23 protein-coding genes and 1 pseudogene are annotated in these 22,058 nt (G+C 72.1%); 7 read left to right on the top strand and 17 right to left on the bottom strand.

What is annotated here, in order from left to right:
• Positions 1–8: 8 nt before the first annotated feature.
• From P3T34_RS17145 to P3T34_RS17080, 14 genes and pseudogenes are all read right to left on the bottom strand, one after another.
• Positions 9–359, bottom strand: coding sequence for an Lsr2 family protein (locus tag P3T34_RS17145; protein WP_280666895.1), 351 nt, complete (start codon positions 357–359; stop codon positions 9–11).
• A 128-nt stretch (positions 360–487) separates the two neighbouring features.
• Positions 488–1,015, bottom strand: a complete 528-nt coding sequence (locus tag P3T34_RS17140) for an amino-acid N-acetyltransferase (protein WP_280666894.1) — start codon at positions 1,013–1,015, stop codon at positions 488–490.
• Between the two features lie 10 nt (positions 1,016–1,025).
• Positions 1,026–1,421 (bottom strand): BlaI/MecI/CopY family transcriptional regulator, encoded by a 396-nt coding sequence (locus P3T34_RS17135; protein ID WP_280666893.1) that lies wholly within the window; start codon positions 1,419–1,421, stop codon positions 1,026–1,028.
• A gap of 124 nt (positions 1,422–1,545) precedes the next feature.
• Positions 1,546–1,710, bottom strand: coding sequence for a hypothetical protein (locus tag P3T34_RS17130; RefSeq protein WP_280666892.1), 165 nt, complete (start codon positions 1,708–1,710; stop codon positions 1,546–1,548).
• 4 nt (positions 1,711–1,714) lie between these two features.
• A pseudogene (gene lysX / locus P3T34_RS17125) lies at positions 1,715–3,280 on the bottom strand (bifunctional lysylphosphatidylglycerol synthetase/lysine--tRNA ligase LysX); the annotation flags it as partial.
• 89 nt (positions 3,281–3,369) lie between these two features.
• Entirely contained in the window at positions 3,370–4,176 is an 807-nt protein-coding gene (locus tag P3T34_RS17120) for a hypothetical protein (RefSeq protein WP_280666890.1), read from the bottom strand.
• 65 nt (positions 4,177–4,241) lie between these two features.
• Complete coding sequence (locus P3T34_RS17115; protein ID WP_280666889.1) at positions 4,242–5,027, bottom strand: type III pantothenate kinase; 786 nt, start codon at positions 5,025–5,027, stop codon at positions 4,242–4,244.
• A 28-nt stretch (positions 5,028–5,055) separates the two neighbouring features.
• A complete protein-coding gene (gene nadC / locus P3T34_RS17110) occupies positions 5,056–6,039 on the bottom strand; it encodes a carboxylating nicotinate-nucleotide diphosphorylase (protein WP_280666888.1) in 984 nt (327 codons plus the stop codon).
• Between the two features lie 2 nt (positions 6,040–6,041).
• A complete protein-coding gene (locus P3T34_RS17105) occupies positions 6,042–7,718 on the bottom strand; it encodes an L-aspartate oxidase (RefSeq protein ID WP_280666887.1) in 1,677 nt (558 codons plus the stop codon).
• 20 nt (positions 7,719–7,738) lie between these two features.
• Complete coding sequence (gene panD / locus P3T34_RS17100) at positions 7,739–8,158, bottom strand: aspartate 1-decarboxylase (RefSeq protein WP_280666886.1); 420 nt, start codon at positions 8,156–8,158, stop codon at positions 7,739–7,741.
• Positions 8,159–8,201: 43 nt separating this feature from the next.
• Positions 8,202–9,098, bottom strand: a complete 897-nt coding sequence (gene panC / locus P3T34_RS17095; protein ID WP_280666885.1) for a pantoate--beta-alanine ligase — start codon at positions 9,096–9,098, stop codon at positions 8,202–8,204.
• Entirely contained in the window at positions 9,098–10,021 is a 924-nt protein-coding gene (locus P3T34_RS17090) for a DUF2520 domain-containing protein (RefSeq protein ID WP_280666884.1), read from the bottom strand. The genes panC and P3T34_RS17090 overlap by 1 nt, the downstream gene beginning before the upstream one ends.
• A 52-nt stretch (positions 10,022–10,073) precedes the next feature.
• Positions 10,074–10,763: a response regulator transcription factor gene (locus P3T34_RS17085; RefSeq protein ID WP_280666883.1), complete on the bottom strand. Its 690-nt coding sequence runs from the start codon at positions 10,761–10,763 to the stop codon at positions 10,074–10,076.
• Between the two features lie 7 nt (positions 10,764–10,770).
• On the bottom strand, positions 10,771–11,967 hold the full coding sequence (locus tag P3T34_RS17080; RefSeq protein WP_280666882.1) for a sensor histidine kinase: 1,197 nt from the start codon (positions 11,965–11,967) through the stop codon (positions 10,771–10,773).
• A gap of 94 nt (positions 11,968–12,061) precedes the next feature.
• Here P3T34_RS17080 and P3T34_RS17075 point away from each other — a divergent pair, with 94 nt between their 5' ends.
• Both P3T34_RS17075 and P3T34_RS17070 read left to right on the top strand, forming a co-directional pair.
• Entirely contained in the window at positions 12,062–13,066 is a 1,005-nt protein-coding gene (locus tag P3T34_RS17075) for an SAM-dependent methyltransferase (protein ID WP_280666881.1), read from the top strand.
• Positions 13,067–13,068: 2 nt separating this feature from the next.
• On the top strand, positions 13,069–14,217 hold the full coding sequence (locus P3T34_RS17070; RefSeq protein ID WP_280672173.1) for an NADH-quinone oxidoreductase subunit D: 1,149 nt from the start codon (positions 13,069–13,071) through the stop codon (positions 14,215–14,217).
• 2 nt (positions 14,218–14,219) lie between these two features.
• Here P3T34_RS17070 and P3T34_RS17065 read toward each other — a convergent pair whose 3' ends face one another.
• Together P3T34_RS17065 and P3T34_RS17060 are read right to left on the bottom strand one after the other, a co-directional pair.
• The gene (locus tag P3T34_RS17065; protein ID WP_280672171.1) at positions 14,220–15,068 is read right to left on the bottom strand and encodes a hypothetical protein; all 849 of its coding nucleotides are present in this window, start codon (positions 15,066–15,068) and stop codon (positions 14,220–14,222) included.
• A gap of 26 nt (positions 15,069–15,094) precedes the next feature.
• A complete protein-coding gene (locus P3T34_RS17060; protein ID WP_280666880.1) occupies positions 15,095–15,847 on the bottom strand; it encodes an alpha/beta hydrolase in 753 nt (250 codons plus the stop codon).
• Between the two features lie 119 nt (positions 15,848–15,966).
• Between P3T34_RS17060 and P3T34_RS17055 the strand changes: the two genes are divergently transcribed.
• The 5 genes from P3T34_RS17055 to P3T34_RS17035 all read left to right on the top strand — a co-directional run bounded on the left by P3T34_RS17055 (position 15,967) and on the right by P3T34_RS17035 (position 21,258).
• Complete coding sequence (locus tag P3T34_RS17055) at positions 15,967–16,905, top strand: Ppx/GppA phosphatase family protein (protein WP_280666879.1); 939 nt, start codon at positions 15,967–15,969, stop codon at positions 16,903–16,905.
• A 256-nt stretch (positions 16,906–17,161) separates the two neighbouring features.
• Positions 17,162–17,965 carry a sugar phosphate isomerase/epimerase gene (locus P3T34_RS17050; RefSeq protein ID WP_280672169.1) on the top strand — a complete coding sequence of 268 codons (804 nt, stop codon included), beginning with the start codon at positions 17,162–17,164 and terminating at the stop codon, positions 17,963–17,965.
• A 30-nt stretch (positions 17,966–17,995) separates the two neighbouring features.
• Positions 17,996–18,796, top strand: a complete 801-nt coding sequence (locus P3T34_RS17045; protein WP_280666878.1) for a class I SAM-dependent methyltransferase — start codon at positions 17,996–17,998, stop codon at positions 18,794–18,796.
• Positions 18,797–18,879: 83 nt separating this feature from the next.
• Complete coding sequence (ilvD, locus tag P3T34_RS17040; protein WP_280666877.1) at positions 18,880–20,724, top strand: dihydroxy-acid dehydratase; 1,845 nt, start codon at positions 18,880–18,882, stop codon at positions 20,722–20,724.
• A 21-nt stretch (positions 20,725–20,745) separates the two neighbouring features.
• Positions 20,746–21,258, top strand: coding sequence for a hypothetical protein (locus P3T34_RS17035; protein ID WP_280666876.1), 513 nt, complete (start codon positions 20,746–20,748; stop codon positions 21,256–21,258).
• 1 nt (position 21,259) lies between these two features.
• On the opposite strand, the gene P3T34_RS17030 is transcribed toward P3T34_RS17035, so the two are convergent.
• Positions 21,260–21,970: a hypothetical protein gene (locus tag P3T34_RS17030; RefSeq protein WP_280666875.1), complete on the bottom strand. Its 711-nt coding sequence runs from the start codon at positions 21,968–21,970 to the stop codon at positions 21,260–21,262.
• Between the last annotated feature and the right edge of the window lie 88 nt (positions 21,971–22,058).

The following is a 22,058-nucleotide window of genomic DNA, read 5'->3' as shown; positions in this document are numbered from 1 at the left end:
CGGCCGCCTCAGGAGGCGTTGGCCGCCTCGTACGCCTCACGCACATTGCTGGGGACGCGGCCGCGGTCGTTGACCGAGAATCCGTTGTCCTTCGCCCACGTGCGGATCTTGGCGGTGTCCGCGCTGCCGGCGGCCGGACGCGCAGTGCCGCGGCTGCCGGCCCGGCGAACGCTGGTGAGCCGACCGCTCTGCTTGCGGCCCTTGTCGACATACGGAGCCAACAGGCTGCGCAGTTTGTCCGCGTTGGCGGACGTGAGGTCGATCTCGTAGGCAACGCCGTCGAGGGCGAACGTCACCGTCTCGTCCGCCGAACCGCCGTCGAGATCGTCTTCAAGAATGACCTGCACCCTCTGTGCCACGGGCTTCCCTTTCCGCTTAACGACCCAATGCCTTAGGGAAAGGAAACCGCCTTTTCTCGAAAAACACAAACCCCGGACTGTTCGGGCCGTGACCGGCAAGCGCTCTGGCAAGTCCCCCGGACGTCGCTTCAGAGATGCAGTAGCATGCGCGAGTTGCCCAGGGTGTTGGGCTTCACTCGCTCCAGGCCGAGGAACTCGGCGACTCCTTCGTCGTACGAGTGCAGGAGTTCTTCATACACTTCCGTAGCGATGACAGCCGGGTCTGTCGTACCATCATCGGTTTCACCGATCTCGACGAAGCCGTGTTTCGCGAAGAACGCCACCTCGAACGTCAAGCAGAAAATCCGACGTACACCGAGCCACCGCGCGGTCTCCAGCAACTGTTCAAGTAGCCGATGTCCGACACCGTGACCTCGGCAGATCGGATCCACCGCGAGTGTGCGCACCTCGGCGAGGTCATGCCACATCACGTGCAACGCGCCGCAGGCGACCACTTCGCCGTTGTCCAGCCGTTCGGCGACCCAGAACTCCTGGACGGATTCGAACAGGGTGACGGTGGGCTTGTCGAGCAGAATGCCGTCCTGCGAGTAAGCGTCGATGAGCCGTCGCACGGTCCTGACATCGTTGGTCCGCGCCCGGCGGATGGTGACCTCCATGGGCGGGACGTTATCGCGTCGGCTGCTCGCCGGTCTCCCCGGTGGCGTCCGGTCCGGCCACCCGCAGCGCGTCCCGCAGTGCCTCGCGCTGCTCGGGCGACATCAGCCCGAAGAAGTGCACCAGGGCCGCCGCCGGATTGTCGCTGGTGGCCCAGGCCTCGTTCATCAGCGCGGCGGTGTACGCCTCGCGCGAGGAGACCGGCTCATATCGATAGGCGCGGCCCGCGCGTTCCCTGCGCAGCCAGCCCTTTCTGTAGAGCTTGTCGAGCACGGTCATCGCCGTGGTGTAGGCGATATCCCGTTCCTCGCGCAGATCGAGCAGAACCTCGCGAACGGTGACCGGGCGGTTCCACTCCCACACCCGGGTCATGATGGCGTTCTCCAGTTCACCGAGCGGCCGCACCATGGGGCAACCCTAGGGAAACTATCGGACAAAACGCACGAACTGCCGTCGTCGCGGCGCGCCGCAGGCCGCCGCCCGATGAAGGACGACGGCCTGCGGTGAAGAAGCCGCGGTGAAGAAGCGGGAGCTATTCCGCCGTGCGGGGCGCGGGAGCGGTGGACGCCAGTGCGTCGGCGGCGGCGTCCTCCTTGCCCTTCTGGTCCCCGCCCTGGGTGCGGATGATCGCCCGCACCAGAAAACCGAAACCGATCGCCATCACCAGTGGCGGCACAATCGCGCTGACATACTGCATCAGGTCACTCTCCCTCGGTCTTCTCGTCGGCCGCGGTGGCCTTGCTCCCCTTGGGCTCCGGCCGCGCGTGGTCCGGGCGGACCAGCGGGAAGAGCACCGTCTCGCGGATGTTCTTGCCGGTGAGCAGCATGATCAGGCGGTCGACGCCGAGCCCGAGGCCACCGGTGGGCGGCATCGCGTACTCCAGCGCCCGCAGGAAGTCCTCGTCCACCTGCATCGCCTCGACGTCGCCGCCGGCCGCCAGCAGCGACTGCGCGGTGAGCCGGGCGCGCTGCTCGACCGGGTCGATCAGCTCGGAGTAGGCGGTACCGATCTCCGTCCCGAAGATCACCAGGTCCCACTTCTCAGCCACGCCCGGGATCGAGCGGTGCTGGCGGGTCAGCGGGGAGACCTCGGTCGGGTAGTCCTTGATGAAGGTCGGCCGGACGGCGTTCTCCTCCAGCAGGCGCTCGATCATCTCCAGGATGATCTGCCCGTGGCCCCACTCCTTCTCGTACGGGACGCCGGCCGCGTCGGCGAGCTTGCGCAGCTCCTCGACGGTGCTCTCGGGGGTGACCTCGGTGCCCAGCCGGGCGGAGATGCCGGGGTAGACGCTGATCTCGTCCCACGGCTCGGCCAGGTCGATCTCGTGCTCGACACCGTGCGGGTCGGTGCCGCGGACCACCGTGGTGCCCAGCGCGTCCCGGGCCGCGTTGATGATGATCGCGCGGATCAGCTCGGCCTGGGTGTCGTAGTCGCCGTAGGCCTCGTACGACTCCAGCGCGGTGAACTCCGGGTTGTGGGTCGCGTCGGCGCCCTCGTTGCGGAAGTTCCGGTTGATCTCGAAGACCTTCTCGGCGCCGCCGACCACCAGCCGCTTGAGGTAGAGCTCGGTGGCGATCCGCAGGTACAGGTCGATGCCGTACGCGTTGATGTGCGTCATGAACGGACGGGCGTTGGCCCCGCCGTGGATCGGCTGCAGCATCGGCGTCTCGACCTCGAGGTAGCCGCGCTCCTCGTAGGTGTTGCGGATCGAGCGGACCACCGCGCTGCGCAGCCGCAGCATCTCCCGGGCCTCGGGGTTGACGATCAGGTCCACGTAGCGCTGGCGGACCCGGGCCTCCGGGTCGGTCAGGCCCTTGTGCTTGTCGGGCAGCGGGCGCAGGCACTTGGCGGTCAGCGCCCAGCTGTCCACCATGATGCTCAGCTCACCGCGCTTGGAGGTGATCACCTCGCCCTCGACGCCCACCTGGTCGCCGAGGTCGATGTCGGTCTTCCAGTCGGCCAGCCGCTCGGGGCCGAGCTTGTCCAGGGAGAACATCACCTGGAGGTCGCCGGAGCCGTCGCGCAGGGTCGCGAAGCAGAGCTTGCCGCCGGTGCGCGCGAGGATCACCCGGCCGGTGACGCCGGCCCGCTCGCCGGTCGCGGTGTCCGGCTCCAGGTCGGGGTGCTTGGCGCGGAGGTCGGCGATCGAGGTGGTGCGGGGGAAGCCGACGGGGTACGGGTCGACCCCGGCCGCGCGGAGCCGGTCCAGCTTCTCGCGCCGGACGCGCATCTGCTCGGGAAGGTCGTCGGTCGCGGGGAGGCTGTTCTGATCGCTCACCTCACCAGGGTAGCGACCGCACGGCACTGCCCCGCCACCGGATATCGGTGATGGCGGGGCAGTGCGGAAGCGGCCGGTCAGCCGGTGCCGGTGGCGAGCTCTTCGGTCTGCCGGACGGGCGGGCGGCCGGTGGTGTGCGCGCTGGGGTGCGCGGTGGGGTGGGGCGCGGGCTTGGGGCGGCGGGCGAAGAGCTCGGACGGGGTGGGGACGCGCTGGGTGCGGTGGGCGGGGTCGGCCGGCACGGCAGTGGCTGCGGGGTCGGTGGGGCTGCTCATCGGAATCGGTCCTCCAGCTCGTTCGGTGGGGCTGCTCGGTGCGACGGCGGCGAGTGCGGACAGGTAGCAGGGTGCCGGCGTCGGGCTGGGCACGGCGGCGAGATGGCGGGGCGCGGCAGCGGGCGCGACGGCGGGGTGCGGGAAGCCGGTGCTGAGCGCCAGCCGCTCCCGGACGGCGGCCTCGGCCAGCGTGTGGCAGCGGCCGGCCAGCCGCGAGCGGCGCGAGCGCTCGACCGGGCCGCAGGGCAGCCGGGACAGCGAGCGCAGCGCCGACAGGTCGTCAGGACTGGGCAGGTACCCGTCGGTGACGGCCTCCTCCAGCCGTTCCAGATACCCCCGGGCGCTGCCCGGCAGTGCGGAGCGGTAGCGGGACAGCTCGTCCAGCAGGAAGCTCCGCAGCCGGCCGCCTTCCTGGGCGGCCTCGTCGATCGCCTCGGCCAGCCGTAGTGCCTCCTGGACGTCCTCCGCCCAGAGGTCGGCGCCGCTCGTACTGAGCGTCAGTTGGGCGGGGACAGCGGGGTGGAGGGCTTGGGCGAGGGCACGGCGCAGCACGCGCACTTCGTCGGCGCTGAAGGCCATGCCGCCGCGGGACCCATGTGGCGTAGGCATAAAATGACCCTACGGGAGGAATATCCGATTTGTCGGTAACCCCGCGTCGCGCCACCCCGATTGGGTCAGCTGGGCTTGTTGCGCTCGTAGACCAGTCGCAGGCCGATCAGGGTGAGCCAGGGCTCGTGCACGTCGATCGCCTCGGCCTCGCCGAGCACCAGCGGCGCCAGGCCGCCGGTGGCGATCACCTGGACATCCTCCGGGTCCTTGGCCAGCTCCTTGGACATCCGGGCCACCAGCCCGTCCACCTGGCCGGCGAAGCCGTAGAGGATGCCGGACTGCATGCCCTCGACGGTGTTCTTGCCGATCACGTTGCGCGGCCGGGTCAGCTCGATCTTGCGCAGCTGGGCGCCGCGGACACCGAGGGCCTCGACCGAGATCTCGATGCCCGGGGCGATCGCGCCGCCGATGTAGTCGCCGCGCTCGTTGATCGCGTCGAAGGTGGTCGCGGTGCCGAAGTCGACCACGATGCACGGTCCCCCGTACAGGTGGTTTGCGGCCAGCGCGTTGACGATGCGGTCGGCGCCGACCTCCTTGGGGTGGTCCATCAGGACGTGCACCCCGGTCTTCACCCCGGGCTCCACGATCACCGCGGGCACGTCGCCGTAGTAGCGGCGGGCCACCTCGCGCAGTTCGTGCAGCACCGCGGGCACCGAGGAGCAGATCGACAGACCCTCGACCTGCTCCTCGGCGGCCAGCGGATGAGAGCCCATCAGCCCCTGCAGCAGCACGGCCAGTTCGTCCGCCGTCCGACGCGGGTCGGTGGAGATCCGCCAGTGCTCGACGATCTCCTCACCGTCGAACAGGCCGAGCGTGGTCTGGGTGTTGCCGACGTCGATGGTGAGGAGCATGAGCCGCTTTCCGTATGGGGTGGAGGAGTTACGCGCGCAAGTCCAGGCCGATGTCCAGGATCGGCGAGGAGTGGGTGAGTGCTCCGACGGCCAGGTAGTCGACACCAGTCTCGGCCACCGCGCGCGCGGTGGCCAGGGTCAGACCACCGGAAGCTTCCAGCCGGGCCCGGCCGGCCACCAGCTGCACCGCGTCCTTGAGCTCGGGGATGCTGAAGTTGTCGAGCAGGATCAGGTCCGCCCCGGCCTCCAGCACCGGCGGGATCTGCTCCAGAGCGTCGACCTCGACCTCCACCGGCAGCTCGGGGTAGGCGGCCCGGACGGCCAGGAAGGCCTGCGCCACGCCGCCCGCGGCGACCACGTGGTTGTCCTTGATCAGCGCCGCGTCGGAGAGCGCCATCCGGTGGTTCATGCCGCCGCCGGCCCGCACCGCGTACTTCTGCAGCGCCCGCAGGCCCGGGTGGGTCTTGCGGGTGTCGCGGACCACCGCGCCGGTGCCCTCCAGCACGTCGGCCCACTGCCGGGTGGCGGTGGCGATGCCGGAGAGGTGGCAGAGCAGGTTGAGCGCGCTGCGCTCGGCGGTCAGCAGGTCGCGGGTGCGGCTGCGCACCGAGAGCAGCACCTGGCCGGCCTCGACCTGGTCGCCGTCCTCGACGTGCCGCTCGACCTCGAACTCCTCCTCGCAGATCAGCGAGACCACGGCCTCGGCGATCCGCAGACCGGCCACCACGCCCGCCTCACGGGCGGTGAAGTCGGCGGTGGCGACGGCGTCGGCCGGCACGGTGGCGATCGAGGTGACGTCCTCGCCGCCGGCCAGGTCCTCGGCCAGCGCCAGTGTGGCGATGTCCTCGACCTCGACCGGGTCCAGGCCGGCCGCCTCCAGCAGCTCGGCGAGCGCCGGGTCGAGACCGGTCTCGTAGCCCTCGCCGTCCCCGCAGGCGCAGCCGTCGCCGCAGCCGTCCTGCTCGGCCAGCGGGAGTTCCTCGTGGGTGTGCTCGGCGTGATGGTCGGACATGCTTACCGCTCCTCAGGAGTACTGATGGGGTCGCCGGACACGGCGTCCAGGGTGGTGATCAGGTGGCGCTGCCAGTGCTCGTCGTCCCGCTCGGGGAAGTCCTCGCGCCAGTGGCAGCCGCGGGTCTCGGCGCGCTGAGCGGCGGCGGCCACCAGGGCGGTGGCGACCAGATGCAGGTTGGCGGCCTCCCAGGTCTCCACCCGCGGGTCGGCGGGCTTCTCCTCGGCGACCTGCGCGGCGGCGGCCCGGCCCAGTGCGGCCAGCCCGTCGGCGGTGGCGGCCATGCCGGCGGCCGAGCGCAGCACGCCCGCGCCGGAGCTCATCAGCCGCTGGATCTCGGCCCGGGCCTCGGGCGCGGGCAGCGGGACGGTCCGCGCGGCGCGGGCGGCGGGGACGTCCACCGAGCGCTCCGGCAGGTCGCCGGCCGCGTACCGCCCGGTCAGGTCGGCGGCGATCCGCTCGGCGAAGACCAGGCCTTCGAGCAGCGAGTTGGAGGCCAGCCGGTTGGCGCCGTGCACCCCGGTGCAGGCCACCTCGCCGCAGGCGTACAGGCCCGGGACGGTGGTCCGCCCGCGCAGGTCGGTGCGGACGCCGCCGGAGGCGTGGTGCGCGGCGGGGGAGATCGGGATCAGCCCGTTGATCGGGTCGATGCCGTGCGCGCGGCAGGAGGCCAGGATGGTGGGGAAGCGCTCCTGCCACATCGTGGCGCCGAAGTGCCGTCCGTCCAGGTACATGTGCTCGGCGCCCTGGGCCTGCATCTGCCGGGTGATCGCCTTGGCGACGATGTCCCGCGGCGCCAGCTCGTTGAGCTCGTGCTGCCCGACCATGAACCGGGTGCCGGCGGCGTCCACCAGGTAGGCGCCCTCGCCGCGGACGGCCTCGGAGACCAGCGGCTGCTGGCCCTCGGCCTCCGGGCCCAGCCACATCACGGTGGGGTGGAACTGGACGAACTCCAGGTCGGTCACAGCGGCCCCGGCGCGCAGCGCCAGTGCCACACCGTCGCCGGTGGAGACCGCCGGGTTGGTGGTGGCGGAGAAGACCTGGCCCATCCCGCCGGTGGCCAGCACCACGGCGCGGGCCCGGATCGCGCCGACGCCGTCGCGCTGGCCCTCGCCCATCACGTGCAGGGTGAGGCCGGCCGCGTGGCCGTCGGCGTCGGTCAGCAGGTCGAGGACGAGCGCGTGCTCGATCAGTTCGAGGCCGGGGTCGCTGCGCACGGCGGCGACCAGGGCGCGCGATATCTCGGCGCCGGTCGCGTCGCCGCCCGCGTGCGCGATCCGGCGGCGATGGTGGCCGCCCTCGCGGGTGAGCAGGATCTCGCCGTCGGCGTCCTGGTCGAAGGCGGCACCGGTGGCGATCAGATGACGCACGGCTTCCGGGCCCTCGGTGACCAGGACGCCGACGGCCTCCTCGTCGCAGAGCCCGGCGCCCGCGACCAGGGTGTCGTCCAGGTGCTGCTCGGGGGTGTCCCCCTCGCCCAGGGCGGCCGCGATGCCGCCCTGGGCCCAGCGGGTGGAGCCGTCGTCCAGCATGGCCTTGGTGACCACCGTCACCCGCAGGCCGGCCTTGCGGACGCCCAGCGCGACGGTCAGCCCGGCCACGCCGGAGCCGACCACGACCACGTCGGTGGTGGCGGTCCAGCCCGGCGCGGGGGCGGTGAGGCGGTGGGTCACTGGCATGGTGGTGCTCCGGTCCATCTCTAGAGGGCGTGCACGGCGTCGCCGCGCAGGGTGTCCGTCCCCGGCAGGGCCTCTGCCGGGTCCGCACCGGTGCCGGTGATCTTGTTGTCGGCGTCCACGAAGACCACCTTCGGCTGGTAGGACTTCGCCTCCGCCGTGTCCATCTGCCCGTAGGCGATGAGTATCACCAGGTCGCCCGGGTGGACCAGGCGGGCGGCCGCGCCGTTGATGCCGATCACGCCGGTGCCGCGGGGGCCGGCGATGGTGTAGGTCTCCAGCCGGGCGCCGTTGTTGATGTCGACGATGTGGACCAGCTCGCCGGGGAGCAGGTCCGCGGCGTCGAGCAGGTCCTGGTCGACGGTGACCGAGCCGACGTAGTGCAGGTCGGCCTGGGTGACGGTGGCACGGTGGATCTTGGACTTGAGCATGGTGCGGAGCACTTGGTCACGCCTCCTGAGGTGAGTGCATGCCTGCGAGGGGGGTCTAGCGGACGATCATGCGGACGTTGTCGATCAGGCGGGTGGAGCCCACCTTGGCGGCGACGGCCAGCACGGCCTCGCCCTGGAAGTCGTCCGGCGCCTCGGTGAAGTCGTCGGGGTCGATCAGGGCGAGGTAGTCGAGGGTGACGCCGTCGGCGTCGGCCAGGGCGGCCGCGGCGGCCTCGCGGACGGCCTGCGGTCCCTTCGCGGCGACGTCGCGGCCGGCGAACAGCGCGCGGGAGAGGGCGAGCGCCTGGGCGCGCTCGTCCTCGGAGAGGAAGCGGTTGCGCGAGGAGAGCGCCAGGCCGTCCGCCTCACGGACGGTCGGGACGCCGATCACCTCCACGTCGAAGTCGAGGTCGGCCACCATCCGCTGGACGATCGCCAGCTGCTGGGCGTCCTTCTCGCCGAAGAAGGCGAAGTCCGGGTCGGTGATGTGCAGCATCTTGGCCACCACGGTCAGCATGCCGTCGAAGTGGCCGGGGCGGGTGGCCCCCTCGAAGCGCTCGCCCATCGGGCCCGCGGAGATCCGCACCTGCGGGTCGCCGTTCGGGTAGACCTCCTCGGGCAGCGGGGCGAAGACCACGTCCGCGCCGGCCTCCTCGGCGAGTCGGACGTCGGCGGCCAGCGTGCGCGGGTAGCGGTCAAGGTCCTCGCCGGCGCCGAACTGCAGCGGGTTGACGAAGACCGTCACCGCCACCCGGCCGTCCGCGCCGACCTCCTTGCGGGCGGCCCGGATCAGCGCGGCGTGGCCCTCGTGCAGCGCGCCCATGGTCATCACCACGGCGTTGTCCACCGGCTGCTCGTCCGGCCAGAAGGCGGGCTCGAAGTCGGCGATGGTGTGGGTCAGGGCGGTCTTGCGGTGCGTGGACGCCTTGGCGGCCGGCTTCGGTCGTGCCATCAGTGAATCTCCTCGTTGAGTACGTCCAGCAGCGCTGCCGCAGACTCTTCGTTCAGCGTCCCGCTGGCCACCGCCCGCTGTGCGGTGGCCCGGGCCATCGCCCGGTACGCGGCGGGGATGTCCGGGGACACCGTACTGAGCTGCTCCAGGTGACGGCGCACCGTCCCCACGTCACCGCGGGCGACCGGGCCGGTCAGCGCGGCGTCGCCGGAGCGCAGGCTGTTGTCGAGCGCGGCGCCGAGCAGCGGGCCGAGCAGCCGGCCGGGCTCGGCCACCCCGGCCGTCCGCAGCAGCTCCAGGGCCTGCGCGACCAGCGTGACCAGGTGGTTCGCGCCGTGCGCGAGGGCGGTGTGGTAGAGCGGGCGGACCTCCTCGGGCACCCACTCCGGGTCGCCGCCCATCTCCACCACCAGGGCCTCGGCGACCGGGCGCAGCTCGTCGGGGGCGGTCACCCCGAACGGGCAGCCGGCCAGCCGGGCCACGTCCACCGAGGTGCCGGTGAAGGTCATCGCGGGGTGCAGCGCCAGCGGCAGCGCGCCGGCCCGGGTGGCGGGCTCCAGCACCGACACGCCGACCGCGCCGGAGGTGTGCACGATGATCTGCCCGGGGCGGACCGAGCCGGTGGCGGCCAGCCCGGCGACCAGCGCGGGCAGCGCGTCGTCCGGGACGGTCAGCAGCACCAGGTCGGCGGCGGCCAGCACCTGCGGGGGCGTCACCAGGCGGACGCCCGGCAGCAGGGCCTCGGCCCGGCGCAGGGAGCTCGTGGAGACGCCGGAGGCGGCCACCACCTGGTGGCCGGCCAGTTGCAGTGCGGCGCCCAGCGCCGGTCCGACCCGGCCGGTGCCCACCACACCGACGGCGAGTCGGGCCGGTCGGGCGGCCGGATCCTCGGGAGCGGCGTCGAACGGGTCGAGCGAGTTCACGGCTGCGTTCCAGTCCTCTACGGGTACCAGACGTACCGCACCATCCTACGGCTCAGTCCGAGCTGCCCGCCCTGACCAGCCCGGCCTCGTACGCCAGCACCACGGCCTGCACCCGGTCGCGCAGCCGGAGTTTGGCCAGGATGCGGCCGACGTGGGTCTTCACGGTGGCTTCGGAGAGGGTCAGCTCGGCGGCGATCTCGGCGTTCGACAGGCCCTGGGCGACGAGCAGGAAGACCTCGCGCTCGCGCTCGGTCAGCGGGTCGAGGACGGCCGGGGTGCCCGCGCCGCGGGGGAGCGGGAGTACCTCGGCGAATCGGTCGATCATGCGGCGGGTGGTGGTCGGGGCGACCACCGCGTCGCCGCCGTGGACCGAGCGGATCGCGGCCACCAGCTCGGTCGGCGGGACGTCCTTGAGCAGGAAGCCGCTGGCGCCGGCCTTGAGCGCGGCGAAGGCGTACTCGTCCAGGTCGAAGGTGGTCAGGATCAGCACGTGCGGGGCGTCCGGCAGCGGGCTGCCGTCGGCGGCCAGGCAGATCCGCCGGGTGGCCTGCACGCCGTCCAGCCGGGGCATCCGGACGTCCATCAGGATCACGTCCACCTGCGTGTGCCTGAGCACCTCCAGGGCCTGGGCGCCGTCGCCCGCCTCGGCGGTGATCTCGATGTCGCCCTGTGACTGGAGGACCATCCGGAAGCCCGTGCGCAGCAGTTCCTGGTCGTCGACGAGCATCACGCGGATGGTCATGTTTCTCCTATTTGCCGGTTTTCAGGGGAAGGACGGCGCGGATCCGGAAGCCGCCGCCGGGGCGCGGGCCGGCGTCCAGGCTGCCGCTGACCATGCCGATCCGCTCGCGCATGCCGATCAGACCATGGCCGAGTCCGTCGGCTCCGCCGTGGGCTAGCTTCTCGTCGGTCGCCCCGCGGCCGTCGTCCTCGATCAGCACATTGAGGTTGCGGTCGCCGAAGTCCACCGCGACCCGGGCGCTGGCCCCCGGGCCGCCGTGCTTGCGGACGTTGGTGAGCGCCTCCTGGACGATCCGGTAGACCGTCAGCTCGACGCCGCGCGGCAGCTCGCGGGCCACGCCGGTGCTGGAGAACTCGACCGGCAGCCCGGCCGTGCGGACCTGGTCGAGCAGCTCGGGCAGCTCCTCGACGCTGGGCTGCGGCACGTACTCGCCGGCCGCGTCGGAGGTGCGCAGCACGCCCAGCAGCCGGCGCATCTCCACCAGCGCCTGGCGGCCGGTGGAGGCGATCGTGCCGAGCGCCTCCTTGGCCTGCTGCGGCGAGTTGTCCAGCACGTACGCGGCGCCGTCGGCCTGGACGATCATGACGGAGACGTTGTGCGCGACCACGTCGTGCAGCTCGCGGGCGATCCGGGCCCGCTCGGCGGCCACCGCCACCTGCGCCTGGGCGTCCCGCTCGCGCTCCAGCCGGGCGGCCCGGTCCTCCAGCTCGACCAGGTAGGCCCGGCGGACCCGGGTCAGCCGGCCCCATGCCCAGCACAGGATGAACGGGGTGGAGAGCAGGGTGGCGTAGAAGACGGCCTTGGTCGTGCTGTTGTGCGGGTCGTTGACGTCGGCCTGGAACCTCAGGTAGGTGAGCGGTCCGGCCACCAGGCCGCTGACCAGCGCCAACCGGGAGATCCACTGCGAGCCGAAGGCGGCGGCGGTGTAGACGAAGACCAGGTAGGCGATGGAGGAGGTGTTCGGAGACACGTTCAGCAGGATCTGGCCGAGGCCGATCACCAGCGCGGCGACCACGGTCAGGTCGGTCCAGCGCCGGCGGACCACCATCAGGACGCCGAGCGCGAGCGAGATGGCGACGTAGGCCACCATCCGCAGGCCGGAGTCGCCGAGGGTCGACAGCGCCGTCAGGCAGAGCACGACGAGCGCCCAGGCGCCATCGACCACCAGCGGGTGTCCGCGAAGCCAGGCGTTGAGTCGATGCACCAGACCAGCCTAGGCAGTGATGAGGCCACTTCCCGTCCGCCGGGAGAGCGATCCTGGCCTCGTCCGCAGGTCGGAGCCCGGTAGCGTCGCGGGCATGAGCTGGATGCGGTGGCGAGAAGCCATGGAGCAGGCCCTGTACGGGGCGCAGGACGGTTTCTACCGCAGGCCGGAGGGCCCGGCGGGGCACTTCCGCACCTCGGTGCACGCCTCGCGCCAGTACGGGGAGGCGGTCGGCCGGCTACTGCTCGAGGTGGACGAGGCGCTCGGCCACCCGCAGGAGATCGCCCTGATCGACGTCGGGGCCGGGCGCGGCGAGCTGGTGTCCGCGCTGGCGGGCCTGCTGCCCGGGCGGCTGCGCGCGTACGGGGTCGAGCTGGCCGCCCGGCCGGACGGGCTGCCGGACGGCGTGCGGTGGACCACCGCGCCGCCGCGCGGGGCGGTCGGGCTGCTGTTCGCCAACGAGTGGCTGGACAACGTGCCGCTGGACGTCGCCGAGCCCGACGAGGCCGGGCGGCTGCGCTACGTCGAGGTGTCGACGACGGGCCAGGAGCGCCTGGGCCCGCCGCTGAGCGCCGAGGACGCCGACTGGGCCGCCCGCTGGTGGCCCGCCGACGCGCCCCGGGTGGAGCTCGGCGGCCCGCGCGACGCGGCCTGGGCCGCCGCGGTGGCCGCGCTGGACCGCGGCCTGGCGGTGGCGGTGGACTACGCGCACCGGACGTCGGACCGGCCGATCTTCGGGTCGCTGACCGGGTTCCGGGCCGGCCGGGAGGTGCCGCCGGTCCCGGACGGCAGCTGCGACCTCACGGCCCATGTGGCGCTGGACTCCGCGGCGGTGCGTGGTGCACAGGTTGTCCACACCCTGTGGACAACGCAGCGCGAGGCACTGCACGCCCTGGGCGTGCACGGCGCGCGCCCCCCGCTCGCACTGGCGTCGAGCGACCCCGCCGACTACCTCCGTGCGCTCGGTGCCGCCGGTGAGGCCGCCGAGCTGACCGCCTCCGCCGGCCTGGGCGGATTCGGCTGGCTGCTGCAGGCCGTCCGCATGCCGGTACCGAGAAGCTTGCAAGCCCTGTCGGGATGGCAGACTCTGACCCCATGAGCATCAGGGAGACCACGGTCGGCATCGGTGCGGGGGCGGAGCAGAGCGCCACCGACATGGTGCTGAACATCGGCCCGCAGCACCCGTCCACGCACGGCGTGCTCCGGCTCAAACTCGTGCTGGACGGCGAGCGCATCCTGCAGGCCGAGCCGGTGATCGGCTATATGCACCGCGGCGCCGAGAAGCTGTTCGAGGCCCGGGACTACCGGCAGATCATCATGCTGGCCAACCGGCACGACTGGCTCTCCGCCTTCGCCAACGAGCTGGGCGTGGTGCTGGCCGTCGAGCGGATGCTCGGCATGGAGGTCCCCGAGCGGGCGGTCTGGGTGCGCACCCTGCTGGCCGAGCTCAACCGGGTGCTCAACCACCTGATGTTCCTCGGCTCCTACCCGCTGGAGCTGGGCGGGATCACCCCCGTCTTCCACGCCTTCACCTCCCGCGAGGAGCTCCAGCACGTGCTGGAGGAGGCCAGCGGCGGGCGGATGCACTACATGTTCAACCGGGTCGGCGGACTCAAGGAGGACCTGCCGGCCGGCTGGCTCGGCCGCGTCCGGGCAGCCGTCGCCACCGTGCGCGAGCAGCTGCCGGTCTTCGAGAACCTGGTGCTCGGCAACGAGATCTTCCGGGCCCGGACCGCCGGTGTCGGAGTGCTCGCGGCCGAGCACGTGCAGGCCTACGGGATCAGCGGGCCGATCGCGCGCGCCTCGGGCGTCGACTTCGACCTGCGCCGCGACGAGCCGTACCTCGCGTACGGGGAGCTGCGCGACGTCCTCACCGTGGTGACCCGCGAGGAGGGCGACTGCCTGGCCCGCTTCGAGTGCCTGCTGGAGCAGACCGCCAACTCGCTCGACCTGGCCGACGCCTGCCTCGACCGGCTGGCCGGGCTGCCGGCCGGGCCGGTCAACCTGCGGCTGCCCAAGGTGCTCAAGGCACCCGAGGGCGAGACCTACGCCTGGACCGAGAACCCGCTGGGGATCAACGGCTACTACCTGGTCTCGCGCGGCGACAAGACGCCGTGGCGGCTCAAGCTCCGCTCGGCGTCCTTCAACAACATCCAGGCGCTCACCGAGCTGCTGCCCGGGACCCTGGTCGCCGACATGGTCGCCATCCTCGGGTCGATGTTCTTCGTCGTCGGCGACATCGACAAGTAGGGCTACTTCTTCTTGGCGGGCTTCTTGGCGGGCTTCGGGTCCGCCGGGTGCGGCGCGACCTTGCGGTCGCCCTTGGTGGCGATCCGCTGCTCGCACAGCTCGGCCAGTACGGCGTAGCCGGCCGCGCCCATCAGCTCGGTCAGCTCGGGCCGGTAGCTGACGTACACCGGGTCGGGGCCGTCGTGCGCCTCCGGACTGCCGGTGCACCACCAGTGCAGGTCGTGGCCGCCCGGGCCCCAGCCGCGGCGGTCGTACTCGCCGATGGTGACCTGGAGGTAGCGGGTGTCGTCGGGGCGGTCGATCCAGTCGTAGGTGCGGCGGACCGGGAGCTGCCAGCAGACGTCCGGCTTGGTCTCCAGTGGCTCCTTGCCCTCGGCCAGCGCGAGGGTGTGCAGCGCGCAGCCCTCGCCGCCGGCGAAGCCGGGGCGGTTGAGGAAGACGCAGGCGCCGTCGACCCGGCGGGTCTGCCGGTCGCCGTCCTCGTCGAGCATCGTGATGCCGCCGTCGACGACGAGCTTGCCGTTCTTGTCGGTGCCCTCGTCGAAGAGCTGCCAGGTCTCCCGGGTGAGCCGGGCGGCGTGGCCGATCACGCGCTTCTCGTCGTCCTCGTCCGAGTAGTGCGCGCCGAGTGTGCAGCAGCCGTCGGAGGCACCGCGGCCCGGGCGGATGCCGTGGCAGCCGCGGCCGAAGATGCAGTTCCACCGCGAGGTCAGCCAGGTCAGGTCGCAGCGGAAGAGCTGCTCGTCGTCGGCGGGGTCGGCGAACTCGACCCAGGCGCGCGGGAAGTCCAGCGGGACCTCGCGACCGGGCTTCTTGATCTTGGATGCGAGCTTGGGGGTGGGGATGTCGATGGCTGCCACCCGGCAAGGGTACGGCTCTAGCGGAGGAAGGCTTCCAACGCGGCCGCGAAGGCGACCGGGGTCTCGTACATCGGGTAGTGGCCGGTGGCAGGGAGGACGGTGAGTTCGGCCTGCGGGTAGTGCGGCAGCCAGGTGGCGCGCAGCACCTCGGGGGTGAGCGCCTCGTCGTGCTCGCAGGCGAAGACCCGCACCGGGAGCTCGGCGCCGTCGATCTTGGCGGCGAAGTCCTGGGTGCTCCAGTCGGTCAGGTAGGCCGCGAACGCCTCCGGACGGGAGAGGGCCAGCGACTGAGTCGTCATCCGGTCCAGCCAGACGGCGCCCGCGCGGTGACCGGTGACCATGTCGAGGATGGCGCGGCGGTTGGCCGGCTGCGCCGCGGCGCCGTGGAACAGCTCGAACGCGTCGCCCTCCAGGGGGAACGCGGAGGCCGGCACGGGTGCGATTCCGGCCAACTTGCGCACCCGGTGCGGCGCCTGGGCCAGCACGCGCTGCGCCGCCTTGCCGCCCATCGAGTGGCCCACCAGGGAGAAGGTCGGCCAGCCGAGCTGGTCCGCCAGCGCCAGCACGTCCTCGGCGATCTCGGCCAGCGTGTACTCGCCGGGGACCTCGGCCCGGTCGCCGTAGCCGCGGTAGTCCAGGAAGGCGTAGCTGAAGGCCGAGCCGTCGAGCAGGTCGAGGAAGGGGCCCCACCCCGCGCTGGTGCCGAACCAGTCGTGCAGCACCACGACCGGGTGCTCGCCATTGCCCAGCAGGCGGTGATGGATCGTCATATCCGCTCTCTCCCAAGCTGATGGACGCGCTGTTCGCTGAACATCGTCCTCCGCTGCTGTCCGACGGGCAATCGAACAGACGGGATTTCCTCAGGTCGGGTGCCGTAGCGTGGTGAATTATGCGACTCGGTGTGCTCGACGTAGGTTCCAACACCGTCCACTTCCTCGTGGTGGACGCCCACCCCGGTGCTGCCCCGCTGCCCGCGTACTCGCACAAGGCGGAGCTGCGGCTCGCGGAGCTGCTCGACGAGCAGGGGGCGATCAGCGAGGCGGGGGTCGAGCGGCTGGTCGCCATGGTGGAGTCCTCGATCCGGGTGGCCGAGGACAAGGGCGTGGTGGACCTGCTGCCGTTCGCCACCTCGGCGGTGCGCGAGGCGGCCAACGGCGAGGCCGTGCTCAAGCGCGTGCAGGACGAGACCGGCATCGAGCTGCAGGTGCTGTCCGGCGCGGAGGAGGCCCGGCTGACCTTCCTCGCGGTGCGGCGCTGGTTCGGCTGGTCCTCCGGGCGGCTGCTCGACCTGGACATCGGCGGCGGATCGCTGGAGATCGCCTGCGGCCTGGACGAGCAGCCCGCCGCTGCCTTCTCGCTGCCGCTGGGCGCCGGCCGGCTGACGGCGGGCTGGCTGCCCGACGAGGTGGCCGACCCCGAGCGGCTGCGCGACCTGCGCCGGCACATCCGGGCCGAGATCGCGGGCGTGGTCGGCGAGATCGCCCGGCTCGGGCCGCCGGACCACGCGGTGGCCACCTCCAAGACCTTCAAGCAGCTCGCCCGGATGACCGGCGCGGCCGCGGCCGAGGCCGGTCCGCTGGTGCCCAGACGGCTCACCCGTGCCGGACTCTCCGCCTGGCTGCCGCGGCTGTCCACCATGACGGTCACCGAGCGGGCCAGGATCCCCGGCGTCTCCGAGGGCCGGGCCAAGCAGCTGCTGGCCGGCGCCCTGGTGGCCGACGCGGCGATGGACCTGTTCGGCCTGGACGCGCTGGACATCTGTCCGTGGGCCTTGCGGGAGGGCATCATCCTGCGCCGTCTTGACACCCTGGCGGCGCAGAACAGCTGACCGCTTCCTCCGTCGGGGGCGCCGTCCGCATACGCTGTCTCCCGTGGTGCGAGCAGGCGGACCGGGAGCCGAGCAGCCGGACGACGACGCGAGCGCCCGCGGCCCGCGCCGCGCGGCGCGGATGGCTGGTGCGGGTGCGGGCAAGCCCCCCAAGCCGCCCCGGCCGCTGCGCCGGCGCACCCGCAAGGCAGCCGCCGACCGCCCCGCCCCGCTGCTGCGCACCACCGACCGGCTGGTGCTGCCCCGCCACCCCGCGCTGCACGTCCCGGACACCAAGGTCGCGCTCTCGACCGCCTCGGTCTACCCCGAGAGCACCTCGATCGCCTTTGAGCTGGCGGCCAAGCTCGGCTACGACGGCGTCGAGGTGATGGTCTGGAACGACCCGGTCAGCCAGGACCTGGACGCCCTGCGGGTGCTCTCCGACAAGCACCAGCTGCCGATCCTGGCGGTGCACGCGCCGTGCCTGCTGATCACCCAGCGGGTCTGGACCACCGACCCGTGGACCAAGCTGGTGCGGGCCCGGGCGGCCGCCGAGAAGCTCGGCGCGGACACCGTGGTGGTCCACCCGCCGTTCCGCTGGCAGCGCCAGTACGCCCGGGAGTTCGTCCGGGGGATCAACCGGATGGCGGGCGAGACGGCCGTCCGGTTCGCCGTCGAGAACATGTACCCGTGGCGCTACAAGGACCGCGAGATGCTCGCCTACGCCCCCGGTTGGGACGTCACCGACGAGGAGTACCGGCACTTCACCATCGACCTCTCGCATGTCTCCACCTCGCGGATCGACGCCTTCGAGATGGCCGACCGGATGGGCGACCGGCTGGCCCATGTGCACCTGGCCGACGGCTCCGGGTCGGGCAAGGACGAGCACCTGATCCCCGGCCGCGGCAACCAGCCCTGCGCCGAGCTGCTGGAGCGCCTCGCCCGGACCGGCTTCGACGGCCATGTGGTGCTGGAGGTCAACACCCGCCGCTCCGGCTCGCCCGCCGAGCGGGAGGCGGACCTGGCCGAGGCGCTGGCATTCACCCGGCTCCATCTGGCCACCGCCTCGCGCGTACGCTGACGGCAGGACGACAAGCCGGGGAGGCAGACAGTGGCGGACATCGCGACGGGCGACATGGCGATCAGCGTGACGGATCGCCAGTTGCGGGCGCACGCGGAGAGTTTCGGTGCCGTCGCCGCCGAGTACGACCGGGCCCGTCCGTCCTATCCGCAGGAGCTGCTCGACGAGATCGAGCGCCTCACCGGCCGCCCGCTGCACGGCGCGGACGTGCTGGACGTCGGCGCCGGCACCGGCATCGCCACCCGCCTGCTGCACGCCCGCGGCGCCAGGGTCACCGCCGTCGAGCCGAGCGCCGGGATGGCGGCGCAGCTGCACGCGGTCAGCCCCGAGATCCCGCTGGTCAAGGGCGACGGCAACGACCTGCCGTTCCACGACGCCACGGTCGACCTGGTCAGCTACGCCCAGGCCTTCCACTGGACCGACCCGGAGCGCTCGATCCCCGAGGCGATCCGGGTGCTGCGCCCGGGCGGCGCGCTGGCGCTGTTCTGGAACGTCAAGGACCGCAGCGTGGGCTGGCTGGGCGCCCAGGAGCGGCGGCTGGCAGCCGCGTTGCCGTCGTACCACTACTACGGTGCGATGAACGTCGTCGCCGAGCCGCTCAGCCGCCACCCGCTGGACGTGGCCACCAGCCTGCTGCGCTGGGAGCGCCGGATCACCGTGGACGACGTGATCACCGACCTGCGCTCCAAGTCGTACTTCGCGGTGCTGGACGCCGAGCGCCGCGAGCCGGTGCTGGCCGCCGAGCGGCAGGCGCTGCTCGCGGACTTCCCGGACGGCTGGGTGACCGAGCCGTACGACCTGGATCTGACGGTCGCCGTCAAGCGCGGCTGACCGCCATGCGGACGCGGGGTCCGGCGGGTGGATCCGGGGCGTAGGCTCGACAGTTACCTACCCCGCAGGAGCAGGAGAGAGCTGTGCCCGAGCTGAAGTCCCGTACGGTCACCCACGGTCGCAACATGGCAGGCGCCCGGGCGCTCCTTCGGGCGGCCGGTGTAGCGCGCGAGGACTTCGGCAAGCCGATCATCGCGGTCGCCAACTCCTTCACCGAGTTCGTCCCGGGCCACACCCACCTGCAGCCGGTCGGCCGGATCGTCTCCGAGGCGATCCAGGCGGCGGGTGGCATCGCGCGCGAGTTCAACACCATCGCGGTCGACGACGGCATCGCGATGGGCCACGCCGGCATGCTCTACTCGCTGCCCTCGCGCGACCTGATCGCCGACTCGGTCGAGTACATGGTCAACGCGCACTGCGCGGACGCGCTGATCTGCATCTCCAACTGCGACAAGATCACCCCCGGCATGCTGATGGCCGCGTTGCGCCTCAACATCCCGGTGGTCTTCGTCTCCGGCGGCCCGATGGAGGCCGGCCAGGCCGTCCTGGTCGACGGCACGGTCCGCAAGCTCGACCTGATCAACGCGATCTCGGACGCCGTCAACGAGAACGTCTCGGACGAGGACATCGCGATCATCGAGGAGAACGCCTGCCCGACCTGCGGGTCGTGCTCGGGCATGTTCACCGCCAACTCGATGAACTGCCTGGCCGAGGCGATCGGCCTGGCGCTGCCCGGCAACGGCTCGGTGCTTGCCACCCACACCGCCCGCAAGGCGCTGTACGAGGACGCCGGCCGGACGATCGTCGAGATCACCAAGCGGCACTACCACCAGGACGACTACTCCGTTCTGCCGCGCAACATCGCCTCCCGCGCCGCGTTCGAGAACGCCATGGCGCTGGACATCGCGATGGGCGGCTCGACCAACACGATCCTGCACCTGCTGGCCGCCGCGCAGGAGGCCGAGCTGGACTTCGACATGCGGGCCATCGACGCCATCTCGCGCAAGGTCCCCTGCCTGTCCAAGGTCGCGCCCAACGGCAAGTACTACATGGAGGACGTGCACCGGGCCGGCGGCATCCCGGCCATCCTCGGCGAGCTGTACCGCGGCGGGCTGCTGAACGAGGACGTGCACACCGTGCACTCCGGCTCGATCGAGGAGTGGCTGAAGAACTGGGACATCCGCGGCGGCTCGCCGTCCGCGACCGCCGTCGAGATGTTCCACGCCGCGCCCGGCTGCGTCCGCTCGGCCACCGCGTTCTCGCAGTCCGAGCGCTGGGAGACGCTGGACACCGACGCCGCGGGCGGCTGCATCCGCAGCGTCCAGCACGCCTACTCCACCGAGGGCGGGCTGGCCGTGCTGTACGGCAACCTCGCCGAGGACGGCTGCATCGTCAAGACGGCCGGTGTCGACGAGTCGATCTGGACGTTCAGCGGCCCGGCCGTGGTGCTGGAGTCCCAGGAGGACGCCGTCGACGCCATCCTGACCAAGCGGGTCAAGGAGGGCGACGTGGTGGTGATCCGCTACGAGGGGCCCAGGGGCGGGCCCGGCATGCAGGAGATGCTCTACCCGACCTCGTTCCTCAAGGGCCGCGGCCTGGGCAAGGCCTGCGCACTGATCACGGACGGGCGCTTCTCCGGCGGCACCTCGGGCCTCTCGATCGGCCACGCCTCGCCGGAGGCGGCGGCCGGCGGCACCATCGCGCTGGTCGAGGACGGCGACATCATCTCGATCGACATCCCGGCGCGCAAGGTCGAGCTGGAGGTCTCCTTCGAGGAGCTGCACGAGCGGCGGCTGAAGCTGGAGGCCGAGGGCGGCTACCGGCCGAAGAACCGTGAGCGGGAGGTCAGCCAGGCGCTGAAGGCCTACGCGGCGATGGCCACCTCCGCCGACAAGGGCGCGGTGCGCGACGTCAGCAAGCTCGGATAGCCGGCTGGGATAATCGGCGGTGTGACCGACGATCGCACCGCCCCCGCCGCTTCCCCCGCCGCTGCCCCCGTGCCCGAGCCCATCCGCTTCTTCGGCACCAGCTGGGTGGACCGGGGGCGGGGTTACTGGCTGCGGCGCGTGCTCGTGCCGATCGGGGCGCTGGCCACGGTGGTGGCCGGCGCCCTGGTGCTGCGCTTCGCCGTGGACGGGGTGCAGATCTCCAAGGCCGGCGGTCTGGTCGACGGGCTGCTGATCGGGGCGATCGCGGTCTGCTCGTGCCTGGCCGCGCTGCGCAACTGGAAGCAGCTCGCCGAGGGCCGGGACGCGCTGACGGGCTGGATGGCCGAGGAGAAGTCGCTCGGCGCGGTCTGGCTGATCGGCTGCGTCGGCGCGGCGGCGGCGTACTTCGCCCGCAGCCTGACCGAGGCGCCCGGCGAGGCGGCCCGGCGGGCCGACTACCAGCGCGCCACCGAGCGGTACGAGCGCCGCTCGGCCGGCCGCGCGGGGCGGCCGGGCAAGCGGCGCAAGGGGTGAATCAGGTGCGGCTGGCGGTGCCGCACTTTCCGTCGTCGGGGAGCGGCTTGCTGCGGTCGTAGGGATCGCTGGTCGGCCCGCTCGAGGGGCCCGGGTCGTCGTTGCCGACCACGGTCTGCGGGAACTCGGGCTCCAGCCAGCCGTCGCCTGCTACGCAGTAGTTGTTGGCCGTGTCGCTCTGCCCCTTGCCGAAGGTGATCTTCGTCGGGTCGTTGCTGTAGCGGGTGTGGTCGAAGAAGCGGAAGTCCTGCTGGCGGCGGACGATCTCACGGGTGACCGGGGTGCTGCCACTGAGCTGCAGCCAGGCCGCGGACTGGGCCCCGCCGTCGGTCGGCGCACTGGTGGCGCCGCCACCGCCTTGCGGGGAGGGCTGGGCAGCGGGCCGGTACACATGGGGGCCCGGGACCAGGGCGTAGACGAAGGTGTAGTCGGTGTGCACCAGCAGTCCGTTGTCACCGTCGCCCTCGAAGGTGACCCGCCCCTGCACCTTGACCTCCTGGCTGGCCAGAACTGCGGTGTCAGGGTTGAAGCGACTGAACCAGCTCGTCGGATCGTGATCCGCGCTGGGATGCGAAAGTGCCTGCATGGCCGCATCGCGCTCCTCACGGGCCATCAGGTCGAGTGCGGCCTGCGGCGTCCCACCGGCCAGGGCGGTCGGGTCCAGGTTGGCCGCGACCAGGAACTTCTTGACCGTCTGGAGCTGGCCCGCCACCGCGCTCGTACTGAACGTCCCGGTGGCCTGGGACCGCCGCACTTGCCCGGAACGCGCCGGGCTCTGTCGGCTGCCGCGTGCGTCCGAG

The sequence above is a fragment of the Kitasatospora sp. MAP12-44 genome (assembly GCF_029892095.1).
In the GTDB taxonomy this organism is placed as follows: Bacteria; Actinomycetota; Actinomycetes; order Streptomycetales; family Streptomycetaceae; genus Kitasatospora.
This window is presented reverse-complemented; position numbering and strand designations above follow the sequence as displayed.

What these genes read in the sequence shown, in the direction of transcription:
- P3T34_RS17060 (WP_280666880.1), bottom strand. Translation starts at nt 15,847, where the DNA reads ATGACGATCCATCACCGCCTGCTGGGCAATGGCGAGCACCCGGTCGTG.
- P3T34_RS17115 (WP_280666889.1), bottom strand. Translation starts at nt 5,027, where the DNA reads ATGCTCCTCACCATCGACGTCGGCAACACCCAGACCACGCTCGGCCTG.
- nadC (WP_280666888.1), bottom strand. Translation starts at nt 6,039, where the DNA reads ATGTCCGACCATCACGCCGAGCACACCCACGAGGAACTCCCGCTGGCC.
- P3T34_RS17130 (WP_280666892.1), bottom strand. Translation starts at nt 1,710, where the DNA reads ATGCAGTATGTCAGCGCGATTGTGCCGCCACTGGTGATGGCGATCGGT.
- P3T34_RS17140 (WP_280666894.1), bottom strand. Translation starts at nt 1,015, where the DNA reads ATGGAGGTCACCATCCGCCGGGCGCGGACCAACGATGTCAGGACCGTG.
- panC (WP_280666885.1), bottom strand. Translation starts at nt 9,098, where the DNA reads ATGGCACGACCGAAGCCGGCCGCCAAGGCGTCCACGCACCGCAAGACC.
- P3T34_RS17085 (WP_280666883.1), bottom strand. Translation starts at nt 10,763, where the DNA reads ATGACCATCCGCGTGATGCTCGTCGACGACCAGGAACTGCTGCGCACG.
- P3T34_RS17075 (WP_280666881.1), top strand. Translation starts at nt 12,062, where the DNA reads ATGAGCTGGATGCGGTGGCGAGAAGCCATGGAGCAGGCCCTGTACGGG.
- P3T34_RS17135 (WP_280666893.1), bottom strand. Translation starts at nt 1,421, where the DNA reads ATGGTGCGGCCGCTCGGTGAACTGGAGAACGCCATCATGACCCGGGTG.
- P3T34_RS17055 (WP_280666879.1), top strand. Translation starts at nt 15,967, where the DNA reads ATGCGACTCGGTGTGCTCGACGTAGGTTCCAACACCGTCCACTTCCTC.
- P3T34_RS17105 (WP_280666887.1), bottom strand. Translation starts at nt 7,718, where the DNA reads ATGCCAGTGACCCACCGCCTCACCGCCCCCGCGCCGGGCTGGACCGCC.
- P3T34_RS17120 (WP_280666890.1), bottom strand. Translation starts at nt 4,176, where the DNA reads ATGCCTACGCCACATGGGTCCCGCGGCGGCATGGCCTTCAGCGCCGAC.